19 protein-coding genes are annotated in these 18582 nt (G+C 59.4%); 10 read left to right on the top strand and 9 right to left on the bottom strand.

What is annotated here, in order from left to right; genetic code table 11:
• Position 1: 1 nt before the first annotated feature.
• On the bottom strand, positions 2–1306 hold the full coding sequence (hmgA, locus tag KGA83_RS28255; RefSeq protein WP_223531397.1) for a homogentisate 1,2-dioxygenase: 1305 nt from the start codon (positions 1304–1306) through the stop codon (positions 2–4).
• A gap of 164 nt (positions 1307–1470) precedes the next feature.
• On the opposite strand from hmgA, the gene KGA83_RS28250 reads away from it, so the two are divergent.
• Entirely contained in the window at positions 1471–2271 is an 801-nt protein-coding gene (locus KGA83_RS28250) for an IclR family transcriptional regulator (RefSeq protein WP_108218246.1), read from the top strand.
• Between the two features lie 15 nt (positions 2272–2286).
• Here KGA83_RS28250 and KGA83_RS28245 read toward each other — a convergent pair whose 3' ends face one another.
• The 3 genes from KGA83_RS28245 to KGA83_RS28235 all read right to left on the bottom strand — a co-directional run bounded on the left by KGA83_RS28245 (position 2287) and on the right by KGA83_RS28235 (position 8159).
• Entirely contained in the window at positions 2287–4830 is a 2544-nt protein-coding gene (locus KGA83_RS28245; RefSeq protein ID WP_223531396.1) for a LuxR C-terminal-related transcriptional regulator, read from the bottom strand.
• A gap of 141 nt (positions 4831–4971) precedes the next feature.
• The gene (locus tag KGA83_RS28240; RefSeq protein ID WP_223531395.1) at positions 4972–6342 is read right to left on the bottom strand and encodes a DUF1329 domain-containing protein; all 1371 of its coding nucleotides are present in this window, start codon (positions 6340–6342) and stop codon (positions 4972–4974) included.
• 23 nt (positions 6343–6365) lie between these two features.
• Complete coding sequence (locus tag KGA83_RS28235; RefSeq protein ID WP_108218243.1) at positions 6366–8159, bottom strand: DUF1302 domain-containing protein; 1794 nt, start codon at positions 8157–8159, stop codon at positions 6366–6368.
• 741 nt (positions 8160–8900) lie between these two features.
• Between KGA83_RS28235 and KGA83_RS28230 the strand changes: the two genes are divergently transcribed.
• Entirely contained in the window at positions 8901–9671 is a 771-nt protein-coding gene (locus tag KGA83_RS28230; protein WP_108218241.1) for an N-acetylmuramoyl-L-alanine amidase, read from the top strand.
• A 73-nt stretch (positions 9672–9744) separates the two neighbouring features.
• On the opposite strand, the gene KGA83_RS28225 is transcribed toward KGA83_RS28230, so the two are convergent.
• From KGA83_RS28225 to KGA83_RS28210, 4 genes are all read right to left on the bottom strand, one after another.
• Positions 9745–10656 carry an SDR family oxidoreductase gene (locus KGA83_RS28225; protein ID WP_108218240.1) on the bottom strand — a complete coding sequence of 304 codons (912 nt, stop codon included), beginning with the start codon at positions 10654–10656 and terminating at the stop codon, positions 9745–9747.
• Positions 10657–10851: 195 nt separating this feature from the next.
• Positions 10852–11754, bottom strand: coding sequence for an alpha/beta fold hydrolase (locus KGA83_RS28220; RefSeq protein ID WP_108218239.1), 903 nt, complete (start codon positions 11752–11754; stop codon positions 10852–10854).
• Complete coding sequence (locus tag KGA83_RS28215; RefSeq protein ID WP_223531394.1) at positions 11754–12536, bottom strand: class II aldolase/adducin family protein; 783 nt, start codon at positions 12534–12536, stop codon at positions 11754–11756. Before KGA83_RS28215 ends, KGA83_RS28220 begins: the two co-directional genes overlap by 1 nt.
• A gap of 226 nt (positions 12537–12762) precedes the next feature.
• A complete protein-coding gene (locus KGA83_RS28210; protein WP_108218237.1) occupies positions 12763–13218 on the bottom strand; it encodes a flavodoxin in 456 nt (151 codons plus the stop codon).
• 155 nt (positions 13219–13373) lie between these two features.
• Between KGA83_RS28210 and KGA83_RS28205 the strand changes: the two genes are divergently transcribed.
• Complete coding sequence (locus KGA83_RS28205) at positions 13374–13544, top strand: hypothetical protein (protein WP_158273958.1); 171 nt, start codon at positions 13374–13376, stop codon at positions 13542–13544.
• Between the two features lie 54 nt (positions 13545–13598).
• Positions 13599–14204, top strand: coding sequence for a hypothetical protein (locus KGA83_RS28200; protein WP_108218236.1), 606 nt, complete (start codon positions 13599–13601; stop codon positions 14202–14204).
• Positions 14205–14207: 3 nt separating this feature from the next.
• Here the strand turns inward: KGA83_RS28200 and KGA83_RS28195 are convergent, their stop codons facing one another.
• Positions 14208–15167, bottom strand: coding sequence for a MerR family transcriptional regulator (locus KGA83_RS28195; RefSeq protein WP_108218235.1), 960 nt, complete (start codon positions 15165–15167; stop codon positions 14208–14210).
• 212 nt (positions 15168–15379) lie between these two features.
• On the opposite strand from KGA83_RS28195, the gene KGA83_RS28190 reads away from it, so the two are divergent.
• The 6 genes from KGA83_RS28190 to KGA83_RS28165 all read left to right on the top strand — a co-directional run bounded on the left by KGA83_RS28190 (position 15380) and on the right by KGA83_RS28165 (position 18479).
• Positions 15380–15949, top strand: a complete 570-nt coding sequence (locus tag KGA83_RS28190; protein ID WP_108218234.1) for an antibiotic biosynthesis monooxygenase — start codon at positions 15380–15382, stop codon at positions 15947–15949.
• 140 nt (positions 15950–16089) lie between these two features.
• Positions 16090–16800, top strand: a complete 711-nt coding sequence (gene folM / locus KGA83_RS28185; protein WP_108218233.1) for a dihydromonapterin reductase — start codon at positions 16090–16092, stop codon at positions 16798–16800.
• Positions 16801–16820: 20 nt separating this feature from the next.
• Positions 16821–17381 (top strand): GTP cyclohydrolase I FolE, encoded by a 561-nt coding sequence (folE, locus tag KGA83_RS28180; protein ID WP_108218232.1) that lies wholly within the window; start codon positions 16821–16823, stop codon positions 17379–17381.
• A 2-nt stretch (positions 17382–17383) separates the two neighbouring features.
• On the top strand, positions 17384–17755 hold the full coding sequence (folX, locus tag KGA83_RS28175; RefSeq protein ID WP_108218231.1) for a dihydroneopterin triphosphate 2'-epimerase: 372 nt from the start codon (positions 17384–17386) through the stop codon (positions 17753–17755).
• A gap of 96 nt (positions 17756–17851) precedes the next feature.
• Positions 17852–18148 carry a DUF1244 domain-containing protein gene (locus tag KGA83_RS28170; protein ID WP_108218230.1) on the top strand — a complete coding sequence of 99 codons (297 nt, stop codon included), beginning with the start codon at positions 17852–17854 and terminating at the stop codon, positions 18146–18148.
• On the top strand, positions 18141–18479 hold the full coding sequence (locus KGA83_RS28165) for a HopJ type III effector protein (protein WP_223531393.1): 339 nt from the start codon (positions 18141–18143) through the stop codon (positions 18477–18479). Before KGA83_RS28170 ends, KGA83_RS28165 begins: the two co-directional genes overlap by 8 nt.
• Positions 18480–18582: the final 103 nt, after the last annotated feature.

Here is an 18582-nt window from a genome sequence, read left to right as displayed (position 1 = left end):
GTTATCTCCGGGTCGGGTCGAAAGTGGCGGGCAGCGTAGCCCAGCAGGCATCGTAAGTGTTTTGCAGTTGTGGACAATCGAGGGCGAAACGGCTTGGGCGCAACACCTGGCTGGTCTCGAACATGAACGCCATGGTGTTTTCGATTTTCGCCGGCTTGAGGTCAGCGTTGATCGCTTTGGTGCAAGTCTCACCGTCGGGACCGTGGGCACTCATACAGCTGTGCAACGAAGCACCACCGGGCACAAAACCTTCAGCCTTGGCGTCGTATTCGCCCTGGATCAAACCCATGAATTCGTTCATCAGGTTGCGATGGAACCATGGCGGACGGAAGGTTTTCTCGGCCACCATCCAGCGCGGCGGGAAGATCACGAAGTCGAGGTTGGCCAGGCCGTGGACGCTGGTTGGCGAGGTCAATACCGTGAAGATCGACGGATCAGGGTGATCGAAACTGACGGTGCCGATGGTGTTGAAACAGCGCAGGTCATATTTGTACGGCACGTTATTACCGTGCCAGGCGACCACGTTGAGCGGTGAATGATTGAGTTCGCACGCCCACAACTGGCCGAGGAATTTCTGCACCAGGGTGGTGGGTTGTTGCAGGTTTTCGTAGGCCGCCACCGGGGTCAGGAAGTCCCGTGGATTGGCCAGGCCATTGCTGCCAATCGGCCCCAGGTCCGGCAGACGCAGCGGCGCACCATGGTTTTCGGCGACGTAGCCGCGGGCTTGCGGGTCGAGCAGTTCGATGCGGAATTTAAGACCACGTGGCAGTACGGCAATTTCCAGCGGCTCCAGTTCAAGCACACCGAGTTCGGTGGCAATGCGCAGGCGCCCCAGTTCAGGCACCAGCAACATCTCGCCGTCGGCGTTGAAGAACACACGCTCCATGGAACGGTTGGCGCAGTAGTTGTAGATGCTGATCCCGGCCGGTTTTTCCGCGCCCGAGTTGGCCGCCATGCTCACCAGACCGTCGATGAAATCGGTCGGCTCTGCGGGAATCTCCAACGGGTTCCAGCGCAGGCGATTGGGGGTCACGTCACCCAGCGGACCGCCGGCCAGTTGCCGGTCAAGCTTGACGAATGCCGGGTGATTGGCCGACGGCTGAATGCGGTACATCCAGGTGCGCCGCGCCTCGCTGCGCGGCATGGTGAACGCCGTGCCGGAGAACAGTTCGGTGTAGAGGCCGTACGGGGCTTTTTGCGGGGAGTTCTGGCCGGCGGGCAGTGCGCCGGGCAACGCTTCGCTGCTGAATTCGTTACCGAAGCCTGACAGGTAGGCCAGCGCTGGCGTCGTTGAATCGGGGTTCATGGAGCCTCCTGAACAGGGAGTCGGCAATGCCGGTCACCCTTTGGAAGAGTGACTGGCCTGCCTTGGTTATTTTTATCGTAATTAGATTACGCATAACGTAATTTGATTGGTATTGACCGTCAAGCTATAAAGACGCCCATTCGTTACAGGATCAAACCGCCACCATGGAAAAACCTACCAGCGACAGCAACGGCAAACAGAAAGTCCGCTCGGCCGAGGTTGGCACCGACATCCTCAAGGCTCTGGCCGAGTTGTCGCCCTCGACTTCGCTGTCGCGCCTGGCTGAACACGTGCAGATGCCGGCGAGCAAGGTTCACCGCTATTTGCAGGCCTTGATCGCCAGCGGTTTTGCCGAACAGAACGCCGCCACCAACCATTACGGCCTGGGCCGCGAAGCCTTGCGCGTAGGGTTGGCGGCACTCAACAGTATGGACGTGCTGAAAGTCGCCGCCCTGCCCTTGGCCGAGTTGCGTGACGACTTGAACGAAACCTGTTTTCTGGCGGTATGGGGTAACCAGGGCGCGACCGTGGTGCATATCGAACCGGCGGTGCGTGCGGTGACGGTGGTGACACAACTGGGCTCGGTGTTGCCATTGCTCAGTTCTTCGACGGGACTGGTATTTGGCGCCTACCTGCCCAGGCGTGAAACCGTGGACCTGCGCGACCAGGAATTGCAGGGCAGCGCCACCCACAGTTTGGCGGACGATCAGGCGTACACGACGATGTGCGAACAGATCCGCCAACGGGGCCTGCATCATGTGCATGGATTGTTGATGCCCGGTGTGGATGCCTTGTCGGCACCGGTATTCAACGCCATGGGCAAGATTGCGGCAGTACTGACCGTGGTCGGGCCGACCTCGCTGTTCCATGCCGATGAAAACGGTCCCGCGGCGCAGCGTTTGCTGTCTGCCACACGAGCAGTGAGTTGGCGCATGGGCTACCAGCCAGACGCATTGACAACCTGAACGCAACGGCGCTGATCAGACGGGCAGGATCAGCCCCAGCTTCTTGCCCATCGCCACGGCTTGCGTCCGACGCTCAACCCCCAATTTACTGTGGATTCTCCGTGCGTGGGTTTTCACCGTATGCAAGGAGATGAACAGTCGCTCGGCAATTTGCTGATTGGAACCGCCTTGGGCAATGAGACCCAGCACCTCAATCTCCCGGGTACTCAGCGGGCTGACATCGGCGAGCATGGCCGTCACCGACTCTTCCCCACGCAAACGGCTGAGCAAGTTCGGCTGGCGCAGCCCCAGTTCACGCAACGCCTGTTGCCCATTACAGCGCTCCACCAGCGCCAGGCCCGCCTCCAAAGCCGCCTTGGCCAGCCTGGGCTCAGCGGTCAGGTCCGCCACTTCGCTGATCACCAAATGCAATTCCGTTTCCAGCGCCAGCATGGCATGCCGTTGCGCGTGATCGAGCAACGCTTGCAGCCGATCCAGCGGCTTTTGCGTCTGTTGCAAATGCATCTGCGCCAACACCAATTGGTACTCGATACGGGCAATCAGCTGAAGCGTGGCCGGTGGCGCGTGGCGTGCGCGAGGCCCGCGATAGTGACGCAAGACACGGGTCAGCGCTTCACAGGCCAACTCCGGTCGCCCTTGCTGCAACCAGAAATGGCTGCTGACTTGCAGCAGCACCCCGCGATACACCGTATCGGGAATCTGCCGCTGCTGCATCACGCGTTCGGCTTCGCGCAAACGATCAAACGCAAGGGCGTAATCGCGCTGATTGGCGGCCATCTGCGCTTGCCCGAGAAAGCCATACAGCGCGTGCTTGTCCTGGCTTTGCAGGCAGTCTTCCAGGCCGGACTGGAAGAAACCGGCGGCCAACTCATCTTGTCCCTGACAGAGGGCCAACCGTCCTCGCCGCAAGGCAATTCGCCCCAATAACGGCGTCGGTCGATCAGCCTGTCGGGACAACAAGGCAAAAACCTCAGCCAACAAGCTCTCGGCGCGCCGGGGCGCTCCGCGCATCTCCAGCAACTGCGCGTGATCGAGTTCAAGCAGCCCTTCGAACAATAGCGAGCCTTGGGCGCGCGCCAGACACAGCGCCTCACGATTGAACGTCTGCGCCGCATCGAGTTCGGCGTTGAGCAAGGCCTGCTGGGTCAAACCCGACAAGCACAACAATCGCACCGGCCAGGCATCGACGCTCAACTCGGCCAGCGCGTCGAGAAAGTGCGCGCGGGCCGCCCCCATGCGACCTTGCAAATGCAGCAACCAGCCCTGTTGTGCCTGCCAGCGTGCCAGCAGTTGCCGTTGCAGCGCCTGCGTAGGCTGTGGGGCAAATCGTGCCAATTGCTCGATGCACGCGGCGGCATGATCGAAGCGCCCGGCAAACAACAATGCCGCGCTAACCAGTCCCACCAATTGCGGTGTAACGAGGGTCAGCTCAGCCTGCTGACGCTCGTGTAGATTCAACAACAGACAGGCATTTTCGCGCAGGAACAAATGTTCGAGGCTGAAGTGCTGCAGCAGGCTGACCGCAACTTCGAACTCCTGCGCCAACAGAGCCTGCTCGAACGCACCTTGCCAGTCTTCTTCGGTGCTGAACCATTGGCACGCGCGGCGATGCCAGGATCGCCCGGCCGGGGTCGGCTCTTCACGCATCGCCCGGGCTAATGGCTCAAAGATCCGCAACCACTCGACGGAGTCTTCCCAGGGCTCAATGAAGCAACCCATTTCCTGCAACACATGCAGCCACTGGGCGCCCTCACCCGTACCGAAAAGATGCTCGCACAGGCTGGCGTTGAAGCGTGGCAGATGAACCAACACTTGCCAGACCTCGACCAATTCCGGCGGCAAGGTGTTGAACAACTCATGCTGCAGATAATCGCGCAGCGTCGCCGAACGCCCCTGCTCACCCGACCACGGACAACCATTGAGCAACGCGATCCGCACGCCAGCGCACCAGCCACCGCTGCGCTCAACTACCCTTTTGGCGGTTTGTGCCGCCAGGGTCGGTTCGACATGACTGAGCAACTGCCCGACTTCGGCCTCGGTAAATGCCAGCGTCCGGCCTTCGCACTCGTACAACTCATCATCCAGCAGCAGCCGCGGCCAGTTGCAGGAGGGTCGTCGACGGGAGCTCAGCCACCAGGTCAGCATCGGGCTGGCGACGGCCAACAGGCGATCGAGCATCCGGTCGAGTTCCGGGTTGGGTGCGCGGCAGAAATCGTCGAGAAACAGCCAGGTGGGCGTCTGCAATCGCGCCAGATGCGCCAGCAGCCCTGGCTCATCCGCCGAGGGCAACCCCAACGCTTGCGCCAGGCGCAACAGAAAATCGGCTGCACTCAACGAAGTCCCCGCAAGCGGCAGCCAACAGACCCGATAGTTCTGGGGTGCACGCATCAGGCATTCGCTGAGCAACGCGCTCTTGCCACTACCGGCCGGTGCGCAGAGCAACTTCACCCGCGCAGTCGAGACCAGCATGGGCTCGATCAACCGCTCGCGGGACAGATGATGGGACGACAGTCGGGGCAGGAAACCGGGGCGGTCCAGACAGTGCGTCATTACAGTCATAGTGATGCGCCTTTTTTATAATTCTGGCGCCACCCTAGACCTCTCCCGAGCGCTTGTTGAAGAAGTATTCAACACACTGATCCCCCCCTATAAAAAAGGTGACCGTGAAGTCACCTTTTTGTGCAGGAGACTGTAGGAAACCTACCGAACCCCTGTACTACGCAAAGCTGCCGGCGTGTAGTCCCCCGCTTTTGCATCGATGTTGAACTCGAAGCTGCGCTTCTCTTCGTTCTTCATTCCCAGGGCAATATAGCGACCGGCGATCAGGTCATACAGCGCTTCGACGGTGTAGGCCGGCACCTGGTGATCGTAGTAGAACTGGGCATGCCCTTCGGCGACGCGCCAGAGCTGACCACGCCCGTCGTAGTGGTCGGCCAGCGCCACTTGCCAGCTGTCTTCGTCGATGTACATGTGGCGCTTGGCGTACACGTGCCGCTCGTTCGGCTTGACCGTGGCGACGACTTCCCAGACCCGGTGCAGCTCATAGCGGGTCAGGTCCTGATTGATGTGCCCGGCCTTGATCACATCGGTGTACTTGAGATCTGGCGAGTCGAGCTTGTAGCTGTTGTAGGGGATGTACATCTCCTTCTTGCCGACCAGTTTCCAGTCGTAGCGATCCGGTGCGCCGGAAAACATGTCGAAATTGTCGGTGGTGCGCAGGCCATCGGACGAGGTGCCGACGCCGTCATAGGCCACCTGCGGCGCACGCCGTACCCGCCGCTGGCCAGCATTGTAGATCCAGGCCTTGCGCGGTTCCCGGACCTGGTCGAGGGTCTCGTGAACCAGCAACACGTTACCCGCCAGCCGGGCCGGGGCGGTCACTTCCTGCTTGAAGTAGTTGAGGACGTTTTCATCGGCGCCCGGTTTCAGATCGCCGAGCAACGAAGGCACGGCGACCTCGTCCTTGAAGCGGATCACGGTGAAATCGCCATTGGACTGCGGTGTCGCCTGGGTGACGGTGCGCCGCAGATTGCCGCCGTGGTAACGAGTGACGTGGTTCCAGATCACCTCCACACCATTCTTCGGAATCGGGAACGCGTAGTAGCGATTGCCGGTGAAATTGGCCAGACCGTTACCGTCGTTGATCGGTGTTACGTTCAGAGCGCTGCGTTTGGCCGACTCATAGATTTCCGCCGGTAACGCCACGGTGCGATGGCTCGGGTAGACCGGAATTTTGTAGGTCTCGGGATAGCGCTTGAACATTGCGATCTGGCCGTCGGAGAGCGTGTCCTTGTACTTGTCGACGGTCGCCGCGGTGATCACGAACAACGGCTTTTCGTTGGCGAACGGGTCAGCCAGGAAACCTTTGCTGTCCACCGCACCAGCGTTTTTCGGGATGCCGCCGGTCCAGGCCGGAATCGAGCCATCGGCATTACCGGCCTTCTCGGCACCGAGCGGTGTAAGGCTGGTGCCGAGCTTGCCAGCTTCTTGCGGCGACACCGCAGCCATCACGTTGGCAGCCAGCAGACTCAGAGTCAGAACGGCGCCCAATTGCAGAATCATCTTGCGCATTGAATTCATCCTTTTCAGCCAGATCAGAAGTTCACACCAAAGCTCAACGCCACGAAGTCACGGTCAGTGAGGACGTTGTAGTCCCCGCCGAAAAAGTCGGTGTAACTCAGGCTCGCGGTGTAGGTGTTGCGATAGTCCGCGTCGACACCGAGGCTGATGGCCTTGGCGCCTTCGTTGAACAGACCGTTGGGGCCAAAGCCTGCGACGTCGTGGGACCACGAGAGGTTGGGTCTGAAATTGATCCCGGCGATGAGGTTGTTGTAGTCGAGGATGGCCCGGGCGCGATAACCCCACGACGTCGAGGTCACGAAGCCATTGGTATCACCGCCGAAACCATACTGACCGAACACCGAGTCGCGGCCGTAGCGCAGTTTGGTGCGAGGCTCCAGCCCACCGACCCGAACCACCGCCGCCTCGCCCACCAGGGTCAGGCGATCCGCACCCGCAACCTGATCGATGAAATGCGTCAGGGTGCTCTGGATTTGAGTCACCTCCTTGCGGCGGTAGCCTTTGTTGTCGGCCCCCGGTGAAGTGGCGATGGGCGATGCCGCCCCCCCTGCAATCGGATTGAGCATGGCCAGGGTCAGGTCATTGGTGTTGACCTGCACCGGGAGGTTGGGGCGGTAGCTGATTTCCCCGCTCCACGCGGTGCCGGTGGATAACGTGGTAGCGAAGCTCGCACCGTAGAGGCGGATGTCCTCCGGATATTCGAGGTAATACTGGCCGCGACCGAGCATCACACTTTGGGCCAGGCCCGAACCACTGCCGGGGGCGATGCGATTGGCGGCGGCAACGATCCCCGGAAGGCTTGCCAGCGTACCGGGCCCGGCGGTGGTAGTCCCGACGTTCGGGCTGCGGCTGTGGTAGTTCATGAAGTACAGGCCGTATTCGGTGTCGTCCCCCAGCCAGCGCAATGCCGTGCCCCACTGCCCGGAGTCCCGGGCATCGCGGTCGCCACCACGGGGAACGATCACCCCCTCCTTGCTGACTTTGAAGCCCTGGCCAAAGGCAGCAGCAATCGGCTGCAGCGGTGCAATGGCCGGGCTGGCGACGGTGTAGCCCTTGTTGCAGCCGTCCGCCACTACATCGACGCCAAAGAAAGTGCCGCAGTTATCGACAACCGTCTGATCCCATTCCAGTTGATAGAAGCCTTCGACCGTCAACTTGTCCGTCAGCCCCTGGGAGGCAAACAGCATGTTGACCGGAATCAGGCCTTCCTTGATCTCGGCCCCCGGTCGACGGAACGCGGACACGTCGACCGGGTTGATGCTGTTGATCGAGTTGCCGATGAAAGTGCTTTCGCCCCAACTGACCACCTGCTTGCCGGCGCGCACAGTGCCCGGCAAATCGGCGAGGGAGTAGTTGTGATAGACGAAAGCGTCGAGGATTTGTCCGCCTGAAGACTTGGCGCCTTCTTTGCGATTGTGATCGCTGATGTCCTTGAACGGCCGGCTTTCATCCTTCAGTTCAAAGTCGTACCAGTACTTGCCACGCACAAACGCACCGGTGTCGCCGTACTTCAGCTCGAGGTCGTGAATGCCCTTGAAGATCTTCGAGAAGGTTTCGCCCTTCTTGAAATTCAATCGCCCGTCGTCACCGGTCGAAGACTGGCCGGAACCGCCGTTGACAATGCCCACCAGGGCGTTATCCGCATCACGCACGCCCCAACTCGCGCCGACCGACAGCGAGGAGTCGAACGTCCCCTCGATTTCCCCAATGTTGAACGAAATGGCCTGCGCCTGGGCACAGCAACCCAATGCAACCGCAGCCGCCAGCGCCTGTGGTGTGAAGATGGCGCGCATTGTTGTTTTTGTCATGCGTCTTCCCCGGTGAGTGACAGAAGGCCTCACCCTACTGCCGGGCACCGGGGTCGATAAGCGCACCAAGGAGGTATTCGTGGTGTACCTCTAAAGGATGACTGACACAGGGTCATCACCCAGAGGACGAGCAGCGCAATACTGACTGTTGCCGTGGTTGCAACAGTGCATGTCCGTAATTGGTATTTTTCCTACGACACCAAGGGCTTATTCTTACGTGGCTGTCACGGTAAACCATTCCAGGCACGATGTGCCGGCCTGCGCCGTGATGAAAGACTTCAGATGAATTGAGGATTCGGTTCATCGCCCCGTGTTCACTGACGTTGATTTGTAGCTCCTGATCCAACGTCTTACCTTGGCCGCTGCGTTTGCAGCGGCCTTTTTTATGGTTCTTCACGCAATCCCGGGAAACTGTAGGAGCCAGCTTGCTGGCGAGGGACTCAAGTACACCGCATTTATCCGGTTCACACGCGTTATCGTTATCGACCATCGCCGCACCGCAGCTCCTACAAGAGAGCGTGCCCACGCTTTTTTATGGGCGATGGTTTTTTGATGAGTAACAGCCGCCAGTCGGTAACCCCTGACCATCCAGGCAAGACTTCGAATACCTACATTTCTTTCAGAAAGCCCCTACAAGCATAGGTAAACACCAAAAGCACTCGAGCCATTAAGTTGAACAGCAAGTCGACGCACGACTTTTATCTTCGTCCGGCGTCAAACTTACTTAATGCGAGTGCAATTATGAAACCCATCAACTACAACCAGTATCGCTCAATCAGAAGTTTCAACAGTCGAATTCGTTTTCTGGTTCTTCACTACACGGCCGCAAACTTTTCAAGTTCTGTCAGTGCCCTGACCGGCCCGTATGTCAGCGCGCACTATCTGATTCCAGATATCACTGACCCCAGTTACCTGAAAGCCGGCCATACCGTGCAGGAAGTTTTCAGCCTGGTGGATGAAACCTGTCGCGCCTGGCACGCAGGTGTCAGTCAGTGGGGTAACCGTAGCAATCTGAATGACACGTCCATCGGCATTGAAGTCGTCAACCTGGCGACGGACAACAAAGGCGAATTCACCTTCCCGCCGTATCACCCCGAGCAGATTGCTGCGATTGAACAATTGGCGCTGAACATCCTCAAGCGCTACCCGGATATCACACCGACGCAGGTTTTGGGCCACTCCGATGTTTCGATCGGCCGCAAGAGTGACCCGGGGCCGATGTTTCCCTGGCAGGCGCTGTACTTGAAAGGCGTCGGCGCCTGGTTCGATGAAAGCACTCGAGATGAGTATCTGCGCCAATACAACACTTCGGGCGTTCCAGCCCGAAGCGAATTGCTGGGGTTGTTCAAATCCTATGGATATGATGTTTCGGGCGCGTCAACGGACGGCGGCTTTCAACAGTTGGTGCGGGCATTCCAGATGCATTTTCGCCCGGACAACTTCGACGGAAAAATGGACGTGCAAACAGCCGCCAATCTGAAGGCACTGGTAGTCAAATACTTTCCCGGCTGATCGGTAACAAGCGGTTTCCAGCCGACAAATGCAACAACCGGCAAGGTCAGTCAATGTGACCTTGCCGGCGCTTTCAGAGCGTATACCTCTGCAAATTCCCCATCATTTCCTTCAACGCTTCGATGTTGTCTTTCGGATGCGCCGCGCCTTCGAAGTCGCAAATCTGCTGCCAGTGCGCCGCCACGTCTTCCGGGGAGAAACCCGTCCGTGGATCGAACCCGGCACCGAGGCTGCGCTCCCAGCGGACCTTGCCCATCCAGCCGCCGCCGACTTCAAACAGACCGGAGGTTTCCTGGCAGTTCTCGCTGGCCAGGTACACCACTAGCGGGCTGACCAGTTCCGGCTTGAGCTGTTCGAAGACTTGCGGCGGGATCAGGCCTTCGGTCATGCGTGTGCCGCCGGTGGGGGCGATGGCGTTGACCAGGATGTTGTTCTTGCGGCCTTCGATGGCCAGGGTGCGGGTCAGGCCATAGAGACCGAGCTTGGCCATGCCGTAGTTGGACTGGCCGAAGTTGCCATAGATGCCCGAGGTCGACGCGGTGAAAATCACCCGGCCGTAGTTTTGCTCGCGCATGTGAGGCCAGGCGGCGCGGGTGACTTTGTAGGCACCTTCGACGTGGACGCGGTAAACCAGGTCCCAGTCGGCGTCATCCATTTTGTGGAAGGTCTTGTCACGCAAGATCCCGGCATTGTTGACCACTACGTCGACTCGACCGAAGACGTCCAGGGCGTGCTGGACCAGTTTGTCACCGTCAGTGACCGAGTCGTGGTTGGCCTCGGCGATGCCACCCGCCTGGCGAATGTCCGCCACCACGCGGTCGGCGGCCGAGGCGTTGGCGCCCTCACCCTGGGCCGAGCCGCCAAGATCGTTGACCAGCACCCTGGCGCCCTGTTTGGCGAACAGCAGTGCATGCGCCCGTCCCAGGCCGCCACCGGCTCCGGTGATGATCACGACTTTATCTTCGAAGCGCACAGACTCATTCATGGAGGACTCCAGCAGGCCAGGGGACAATGAGTCCGAGTTTCCGGCACCGCGCGGCAGGTCACAATGAACACGGGGGAGGCTGAATAGTGCGCGATAAGGCTGGGGGATGATTGATAGAGAAATGGACATGGACCCTGTGGCGAGGGGGCTTGCCCCCTCACCACAAAAAAGGCACAGCAGATTCAACGCTGCGAATCAGGAACACGCCACCTTGCGCGGTGGCAACAGCAGTTGATCGCGAAACGCCAGGTAGTGCTTGAGCACCTCGCAGGGCGCCTCGATCTGTGGGTAGTGGCCAATGTCGGGCAACACCACCGTGTCCGCCTCCGGGATCAGCTCCCGGTAACGCTCGACCATGTGCGCGCCGGAAACCGGATCGACCCCGCCATCGATCACCCGCAGCGGCACTTCACCGCGTTGCATCGCGCTCACCCAGCGGTTGCGCCAGACGCGTCGCTCCGGGATGTAGGCGATCAATTTATGCATGATCCGTGGTCCGCGATGGCTTTCGACCAGGCTCCAGAAGTCATCCATCTGGCTTTCACTGGGGCGGGTTTGCGGACCGAAAATCTGCCGGAAGCTTCTCACCAGACCATCACGGCTGAAGGCGCGGCCAATCATCCAGCCCAAAGGGCTGAGCAAGAGTTTTTGCATCAATACCGGGCGATGGGTTTCCGCAAACAAACCACCATTGAGAAACACGCAACTGGCCAGTTCCACCCGCGACTCGTAATGCCGGGCCAGCAGTTCCTGGGCCACGCTGTCGCCGTAATCGTGGGCAAACAGGTGCACCGGCTGTTCGACATTCAGGTGTTCAAGCAGTGCCTGTTGCAGATCCGCTTGCTCCAGCAGGCTGTATTCGTGATTCGCAGGTTTGGCCGAATCGCCGAAGCCCAGCATGTCGCAAGCGATCACGCGAAACCGCTGACTCAAAGGCTGCCACAAGTAATGCCAGTCCCAACTGGCGGACGGGAAGCCGTGAATGAGCAACAGCGGCTCACCCTGCCCTGCTGTCCAGTAACGGATGCTTTGATCACGGAATACGAACGTCTGGCTGCGTTTGCGCCAGACACACAGGGGGATCTCGGCGAGTTCCATCAGAGTTTATAGCCCGGGTCCAGTTTATCGAGTTTGCGCAGCAGCGCCGGCCATGCCAGCGCTCCGCCCATGCCTTGAGCACTTCGGGTGACACCCGCGATCATGGCTTTGGCGCCAGCCAGAATCTGCGGTTCGATGGCAATCAGTTCAGCGGCACCGTTTTGCGCCATGACCTGAATGTCGCAGGCACGCGCAAAGGTGAACATCATCAGGAACGTATCGGCGATGGTGCTGCCGCAGGTCAGCAGACCGTGGTTATGCAGCATCAGGAAATTGTTTTCACCGAGGTCGGCCTGCAGCCGCACTTTCTCATCATGGTTAAGCGCCACGCCTTCGTAGGCGTGGTAGGCCAGGCTGGAAAGCACGAACAACGACTGTTGGCTGATCGGCAAAACGCCCTGCTTCTGTGCCGACACCGCCACCCCTGAAGCCGTGTGGGTGTGGAGCACGCAGACGACATCGTGACGAACTTCATGCACGGCGCTGTGGATGGTGTAACCCGCCGGATTGATCTCGTAAGGACTGTCCATCAGCTTGTTGCCGGCCTGATCCACCTTGACCAGGTTCGACGCGGTAATTTCATGAAACATCAACCCGAACGGATTGATCAGGAAGTCTTCGGTGCCGGGCACCTTGGCGGAGATATGGGTGAAGATCAGGTCATCCCAGCCGTGTTGAGCGACCAGGCGATAACAGGCCGCCAGGTCGACGCGGGTCTGCCACTCGGCAGCACTGACCTGGTGTTTGACACTGTGAGGCGATTGGACAAGATCGACAGTCACGGCAAGGAACCTCGGTTTTTTTATGATGGAGTGTTTCCTATGTTTACCGAGTCTAGTCACCCCTTGAGGTTCGTGTACTTGCATTCGCAGCCAGCTTGGTGACCCTGCGAGTCAGTCCCCCGGCCACCCTGGATCCATGTCAAACGACCGGCGCCAGCGATGGTCTGACAGGCGGTTTTTTACCGTACTGTCAGAACCCTGACTGGCATGGGTGCCGGGGCAACGATCAGGTGCGCAGTGCGTTGATCAGGTCCGACAGCCAAGGCTCGGCGTCTGTTTCGGGGGTCACACTTTCGCTGGCATCCAGGCGTAGCATCGGCAGTACTTCGCGAATGCCCAGTTCACCGAACAATTCGCGTATCTGCTCGCCGCCGCCACAAAAGGTATCGCCATAACTCGCATCACCCAATCCGATCACCGCGCCTGGCAAACCGCGCCAGGCCGCTGGCAATTGGTCGCGAATGGTCGAATACAGCGGTTGCAGGTTGTCCGGCAGCTCGCCCATGCCGGTGGTCGACGTCACCACCAGAAAGGCTTCGGGGCCATACGCCTGGATTTCGGCGAGGGTCGCACGCGGGTTGTGAAAGGTTTCGAAACCGGCGGCTTTCAACAGGCTGGCGGCGTGGCGGGCAACTTCTTCGGCCGTGCCGTACACCGAGCCGGAAATGATGGCGACTTTCATCAATCTGATCCTGAATCCGAGTCAAAGACCCGGATATTAACAGCACGGTCGTGATTGTTCTTTTAGAATGCAATCGACAATCAATCAGGAAAGGATACTCCGATGATTAATGCACAACTGCTGCAAATGGCGATCAACACTTCCAACGACGAACGGTGAAAAATCCAGCGGACAGGCAAACCTACTTTGTCGGCGTGCAGAAAGATGTCACCGCGCAGGTCAAGACACTACAGCGCGTGACACAGCTTGAAGCGCAGTTGGCTGAACTCCAGGCCGAACTGACGGCGCTCAAGGCGACGAACGGCAAAAACCAAATCCAGAATTAATGGTCAGTAACTAGAATCACCGCTGACTTTGTAATTATATCTTTCGGGCTGACCATGCAACGCGACGCACTCCTGACCCAGGATGAGCTGGATTTCATCCAGAGCATGCAACACAACCCGCAACTCAATGTGCGGGACGCGACGTCGAGCCTGCTCGTCAACGGGGGATCGCAAATTCGTGACCTGCTCACCCGCCTGGCGGCCCATGAGCAGGTCACCATTCAAGCCAGCTTCGAAAACCAGCAAATGACCTTCCCCCTGCACCTTGTGGAAGACGAGTTCCATGCGCTGCACCTGCGCCTCGGCGTGCCGAGCATCTATGAAGACGGACCGATGGTCCGGCCTTGGCGCCTGGTACTGGACGAACCGGTAGCACTGGAAAACGCCAAGGGTCAAACCGGCACCCTGTGGGTGCACGAAGTATCGTGCAAAGGGGTTTTGCTGGAGGTTCGCAACAAGACCAAGCCACCGAAGCATTTCGCCTTGTGGTTCAGCCCGTCAGGTTATGAGCGGATTGCCTTGCGTGGCACTTTCGAGAAAGAAAACGAACAGGGCTTCTATGCCTATCAACTGAGCCAGAGCGATACGGACGAAACCGAGCGCCTGCGCCAGTTCATCCTGCAACAGCATCGGTTGACTCATCCCGCGCTGCATCTCTGAACCTCAAGTATCCAGTCTACCCGCCAGGAACTGCTTCAGACGCTGGCTCATGACCTCCCCCTCATTGCCCAGGCATCCGATCGATGACCCGGCCAGGCTCTCCTGTACCAGATCGCAAGCATCACCGGCCAACAATAATCGGCAATCCAGACTCATGACCAGGCGATTCAAGCGCCGCGGCAACTCGGGAGCCGGCACATGATTGGAAAACAGCACCAGCGCCAAGGGCTTGAGCCTTTCACATGTCAGCGCCAGCTCATCGAACGGCTGACCAATGTTCAGCACGCGAACGGCCACTGGCCCGGCACTCAGGAACAGGGCGGCGACCAACAGTTCCAGCTCGCGGCAATGGCCAACCAAGGCACAGATGACCACCCGACGCGGCTGTTTGTCTCGCAGCAACAACAGACGCTGCACCACCCGGGAACGCAAAAATCCATCCAGGAATAGCCACTCGCTGGTCCCGCCGAACTGGTCCTGTCGTTGCAGCAATTGCTTCCAGACAGGGATCAGAATGTCCTGAAACACCACCGGCAGGGCGTAACTGGAAAAGATTTGCCCGTAGACCTGCTCCAGCCGAATGTCGTCAAACCCGTTGACCGCAGCAAGAACCTGCTGCTGCCACTGTGCATAATCGGCTTCCACGAGGTTGTTGGGGATAATGTGCGACAACGCCTGGAGCGGCTGGGTTTTGGCCAGGATCCTGCCAATCTTGCTGACGACTACACCGCGCTCGACCCAGCCGAGGATATTGCGAACCCGTTCGATATCGGTCAGCGAATACAGGCGATGCCCACTTTCGGTGCGCATTGGAACAATCAGGCCATAACGTCGCTCCCAGGCTCGAAGCGTGATCGGATTGACGCCTGTCAGCCGCGCCACCTCGCGAATCGGATAGAGCTGTTCCTGTTCAAGGGAGACAGTCCGCGGCACACCTGAAACTACGTCGGTAAGGACAGGCATCTGGGATTGTATGTCCATGTGCAGATGGGATCCCAATTTAACTCCCCTGCCCCATAACAATTCAAGTTCATAATCGAAAAAAAACGCTCAAAGACGAAACCGGCAAAACAAGGAATAATCCTTGCTTGTTTCAAGCCGCAGCCCACTACCCCGGCGCTGTGCCTGGCGAAGTTCCTATCCGGAGCGACGCAAATGTCTTACGGAGATGCATGATGTCTACCCCTCCCGTCACGCTGATGGTTGCACGCCGCGTTGCCAATGGACGTTATCAAGACCTGATCGCCTGGCTGCGCGAAGGCGAACAACTGGCCACCGACTTTCCTGGCTACCTTGGCTCCGGCGTACTCGCACCGCCACCCGGTGATGACGAATTCCAGATTATCTTCCGCTTCGCCGACGAGCAGACCCTGCATGCCTGGGAGCATTGCGCTTCGCGCACCGCCTGGCTCGGACGCGGCAGCGAGTTGTTCGCCCACCCGACGGAACATCGGGTCAGCGGCATCGAGGGCTGGTTCGGTGCCGTCGGTCAACGCCCGCCGCGCTGGAAACAGGCCGTGGCAATCTGGTTGGCGTTCTTTCCGGTTTCCCTGCTGTTCAACTTTGCGCTGGGTTCGCTGCTGAGTGAGATGGCGCTGCTGCCCCGCGTGCTCGTCAGCACCCTGTGCCTGACGCCGCTGATGGTTTACCTGTTCATTCCGTTGTCGACGCGTTTGCTGGCCGGCTGGCTCAACAGCACGCCGACACGTCATTTGCCCACGACCTCAGTACCGCAAAACCGCTAAAAGATCGCGGGCTTCGCCAGCTCCTGCAAATCGGTAACAGATGGCGGCCCGTAGGAGCTGCCGAAGGCTGCGATCTTTTCCGAGACATCTCGCGACTCCTCGCTGGTATAGTTTTGTTCTCACCGCGACGCGAGCCGTTCATGACTTCTTCCGCAGCCCCTATCCTCATTACCGGCGCCGGCCAGCGTGTCGGCCTGCATTGCGCCCGGCGACTGCTGGAAGATGGCCAGCGCGTGATTTTCAGCTACCGCAGCGAACGTCCCGGCGTACAAGCCCTGCGCGATCTGGGGGCCACCGCGGTGTTCGCCGACTTCGCCAGCGAGGCCGGGATCCTCGCCTTCATCAGCGAGCTGAAAACCCACACCGACCGTTTGCGGGCGATTGTCCACAACGCCTCCGAATGGCTGGCCGAAACACCGGACACCGACGCCGCGGCATTCACCCGCATGTTCAGTGTGCACATGCTGGCGCCTTACTTGATCAACCTGCATTGCGCCGACCTGCTGCAACGCTCAAGCCCCGCTGACATCGTGCACATCAGCGATGACGTGACCCGCAAGGGCAGCAGCAAGCACATCGGCTATTGCGCCAGCAAAGCCGGGCTCGACAGCCTGACCCTGTCCTTCGCCGCCAGGTACGCGCCAGCCATCAAGGTCAACGGGATCGCCCCGGCCCTGCTACTGTTCAACCCTGAAGACGACGCGGCCTACCGCGCCAAGGTGCTGGCCAAGTCCGCGCTGGGCATCGAACCCGGCTGCGAAGTGATCTACCAGAGCCTGCGCTATCTGCTCGACAACCCTTATGTCACCGGCACCACCCTGACCGTCAACGGCGGACGGCACATCAAATAAGTGTCCCGCGAGGATTTTCCATGACGTTATCCCTGCCCCAGAATTATCGAGAGATCCTTATCGGCCTCGGCGAAAATCCCGACCGCGAGGGTTTGCTCGATACGCCGATGCGCGCGGCCAAAGCCATGCAGTACCTTTGCCATGGCTACGGGCAAAGTGTCGAAGAGATCGTCAATGACGCGCTGTTCGCCTCCGACAACGATGAAATGGTCATCGTCGACAACATCGAGCTGTACTCGCTTTGCGAACACCACATGCTGCCCTTCATCGGCAAGGCGCATGTGGCTTATATTCCGACCGGCAAGGTGTTGGGCCTGTCGAAGATTGCGCGACTGGTGGACATGTTCGCCCGGCGCCTGCAGATCCAGGAAAACCTCACCCGGCAAATCGCCGACGCGGTGCAACAAGTGACCGGCGCGGCCGGTGTCGCAGTGGTCATCGAAGCGCAGCACATGTGCATGATGATGCGCGGCGTCGAGAAACAGAATTCGACCATGAACACCTCGGTGATGCTCGGCGCCTTCCGCGAGTCGAGCAACACCCGCCAGGAGTTCCTGCAATTGATTGGACGGAGCAAGTAGCAATGCCACAACTTCAGCCAGGCATGGCACGCATCCGGGTCAAAGACCTGTGCCTGCGTACCTACATCGGCATCAACGAGGATGAAATCCTCAACAAGCAGGATGTGCTGATCAACCTCACCATTCTGTACGCAGCCCAGGAAGCGGTACGGGACAACGACATCGATCACGCGTTGAACTACCGCACGATCACCAAGGCGATCATCGCCCATGTGGAAGGCAACCGCTTTGCGCTGCTCGAACGCCTGACCCAGGAAATTCTCGACCTGGTGATGGCCAACGCATCGGTGCTCTACGCCGAGGTCGAGGTCGACAAGCCCCACGCGCTACGATTCGCCGAGTCGGTGTCGATTACGCTGGCAGCGAGCCGCTAGCTTCAAGCTACAAGCGCCAAGCTGTAAACTTGCAGCCACCGTCATCCAACTTGCAGCTTCAAGCGTGCCGCTTGAAGCTGTCTCGCAGAGACCGCCATGACCGACCAACAACGCCTGGAACTCGAAGCCGCCGCCTTTCGCCGGCTGGTGGCCCATCTGGACAGCCGCAAGGATGTGCAGAACATCGACCTGATGAACCTCTCGGGCTTCTGCCGCAACTGCCTGTCCAAGTGGTACAAGGCGGCGGCTGACGAACGCCAGATCGAGGTCAGCCTCGACGAAGCCCGCGAAGTGGTTTACGGCATGCCGTACGCCGAGTGGAAAGCCCAATTTCAGCAAGAAGCCAGCGCCGAACAACAGGCGGCGTTCGCCAAAGGAAAACCCAATGAGTGATTTGAACACCCTGCGCGCCAGCTTCAAGAGCGGCGAACACGCCTTCGCCGAGACACTGGCGTTCATTGCTGCCGGTTACGACTACCAGCCTCAGGCTTTCAACAATGGTGGCGTGGAAAACGCGGCCGGGCAGAACGAAGGCTCGTGCAAGACCCTGGGTCTGGCGCTGCTCGAAGGCTTGAGTGATGCAGAAGCCCTGCTGGCGTTCGGTGAGCATTACCGCTCGGTGCTGGCGACGCCGGAAGGCAGCGACCATGGCAATATCCGCGCGTTGATTGCTCACGGCCTGGCGGGTGTGAAGTTCGCTCGGCAACCGCTGACGCGCCGCTGATTCAAATTGTAGGAGCGAGCCTGCTCGCGAAAAACTCAAGAGCACTGCCGGGCCTCTGGTTTACGCGTAATCGTTCACCACCATCGCGAGCAGGCTCGCTCCT

Source organism: Pseudomonas sp. GL-R-19, from assembly GCF_019956375.1.
GTDB lineage: Bacteria > Pseudomonadota > Gammaproteobacteria > Pseudomonadales > Pseudomonadaceae > Aquipseudomonas.
Note: the sequence above shows the minus strand (reverse complement) of the source record. Positions and strands in the feature narration are given on the sequence as shown.

What these genes read in the sequence shown, in the direction of transcription:
- KGA83_RS28245 (WP_223531396.1), bottom strand. Translation starts at nt 4,830, where the DNA reads ATGACTGTAATGACGCACTGTCTGGACCGCCCCGGTTTCCTGCCCCGA.
- KGA83_RS28190 (WP_108218234.1), top strand. Translation starts at nt 15,380, where the DNA reads ATGTCTACCCCTCCCGTCACGCTGATGGTTGCACGCCGCGTTGCCAAT.
- KGA83_RS28225 (WP_108218240.1), bottom strand. Translation starts at nt 10,656, where the DNA reads ATGAATGAGTCTGTGCGCTTCGAAGATAAAGTCGTGATCATCACCGGA.
- KGA83_RS28210 (WP_108218237.1), bottom strand. Translation starts at nt 13,218, where the DNA reads ATGAAAGTCGCCATCATTTCCGGCTCGGTGTACGGCACGGCCGAAGAA.
- KGA83_RS28220 (WP_108218239.1), bottom strand. Translation starts at nt 11,754, where the DNA reads ATGGAACTCGCCGAGATCCCCCTGTGTGTCTGGCGCAAACGCAGCCAG.
- folX (WP_108218231.1), top strand. Translation starts at nt 17,384, where the DNA reads ATGCCACAACTTCAGCCAGGCATGGCACGCATCCGGGTCAAAGACCTG.
- folM (WP_108218233.1), top strand. Translation starts at nt 16,090, where the DNA reads ATGACTTCTTCCGCAGCCCCTATCCTCATTACCGGCGCCGGCCAGCGT.
- KGA83_RS28195 (WP_108218235.1), bottom strand. Translation starts at nt 15,167, where the DNA reads ATGCCTGTCCTTACCGACGTAGTTTCAGGTGTGCCGCGGACTGTCTCC.
- KGA83_RS28230 (WP_108218241.1), top strand. Translation starts at nt 8,901, where the DNA reads ATGAAACCCATCAACTACAACCAGTATCGCTCAATCAGAAGTTTCAAC.
- KGA83_RS28170 (WP_108218230.1), top strand. Translation starts at nt 17,852, where the DNA reads ATGACCGACCAACAACGCCTGGAACTCGAAGCCGCCGCCTTTCGCCGG.
- KGA83_RS28200 (WP_108218236.1), top strand. Translation starts at nt 13,599, where the DNA reads ATGCAACGCGACGCACTCCTGACCCAGGATGAGCTGGATTTCATCCAG.
- KGA83_RS28165 (WP_223531393.1), top strand. Translation starts at nt 18,141, where the DNA reads ATGAGTGATTTGAACACCCTGCGCGCCAGCTTCAAGAGCGGCGAACAC.
- hmgA (WP_223531397.1), bottom strand. Translation starts at nt 1,306, where the DNA reads ATGAACCCCGATTCAACGACGCCAGCGCTGGCCTACCTGTCAGGCTTC.
- KGA83_RS28250 (WP_108218246.1), top strand. Translation starts at nt 1,471, where the DNA reads ATGGAAAAACCTACCAGCGACAGCAACGGCAAACAGAAAGTCCGCTCG.
- KGA83_RS28235 (WP_108218243.1), bottom strand. Translation starts at nt 8,159, where the DNA reads ATGACAAAAACAACAATGCGCGCCATCTTCACACCACAGGCGCTGGCG.
- KGA83_RS28240 (WP_223531395.1), bottom strand. Translation starts at nt 6,342, where the DNA reads ATGCGCAAGATGATTCTGCAATTGGGCGCCGTTCTGACTCTGAGTCTG.
- folE (WP_108218232.1), top strand. Translation starts at nt 16,821, where the DNA reads ATGACGTTATCCCTGCCCCAGAATTATCGAGAGATCCTTATCGGCCTC.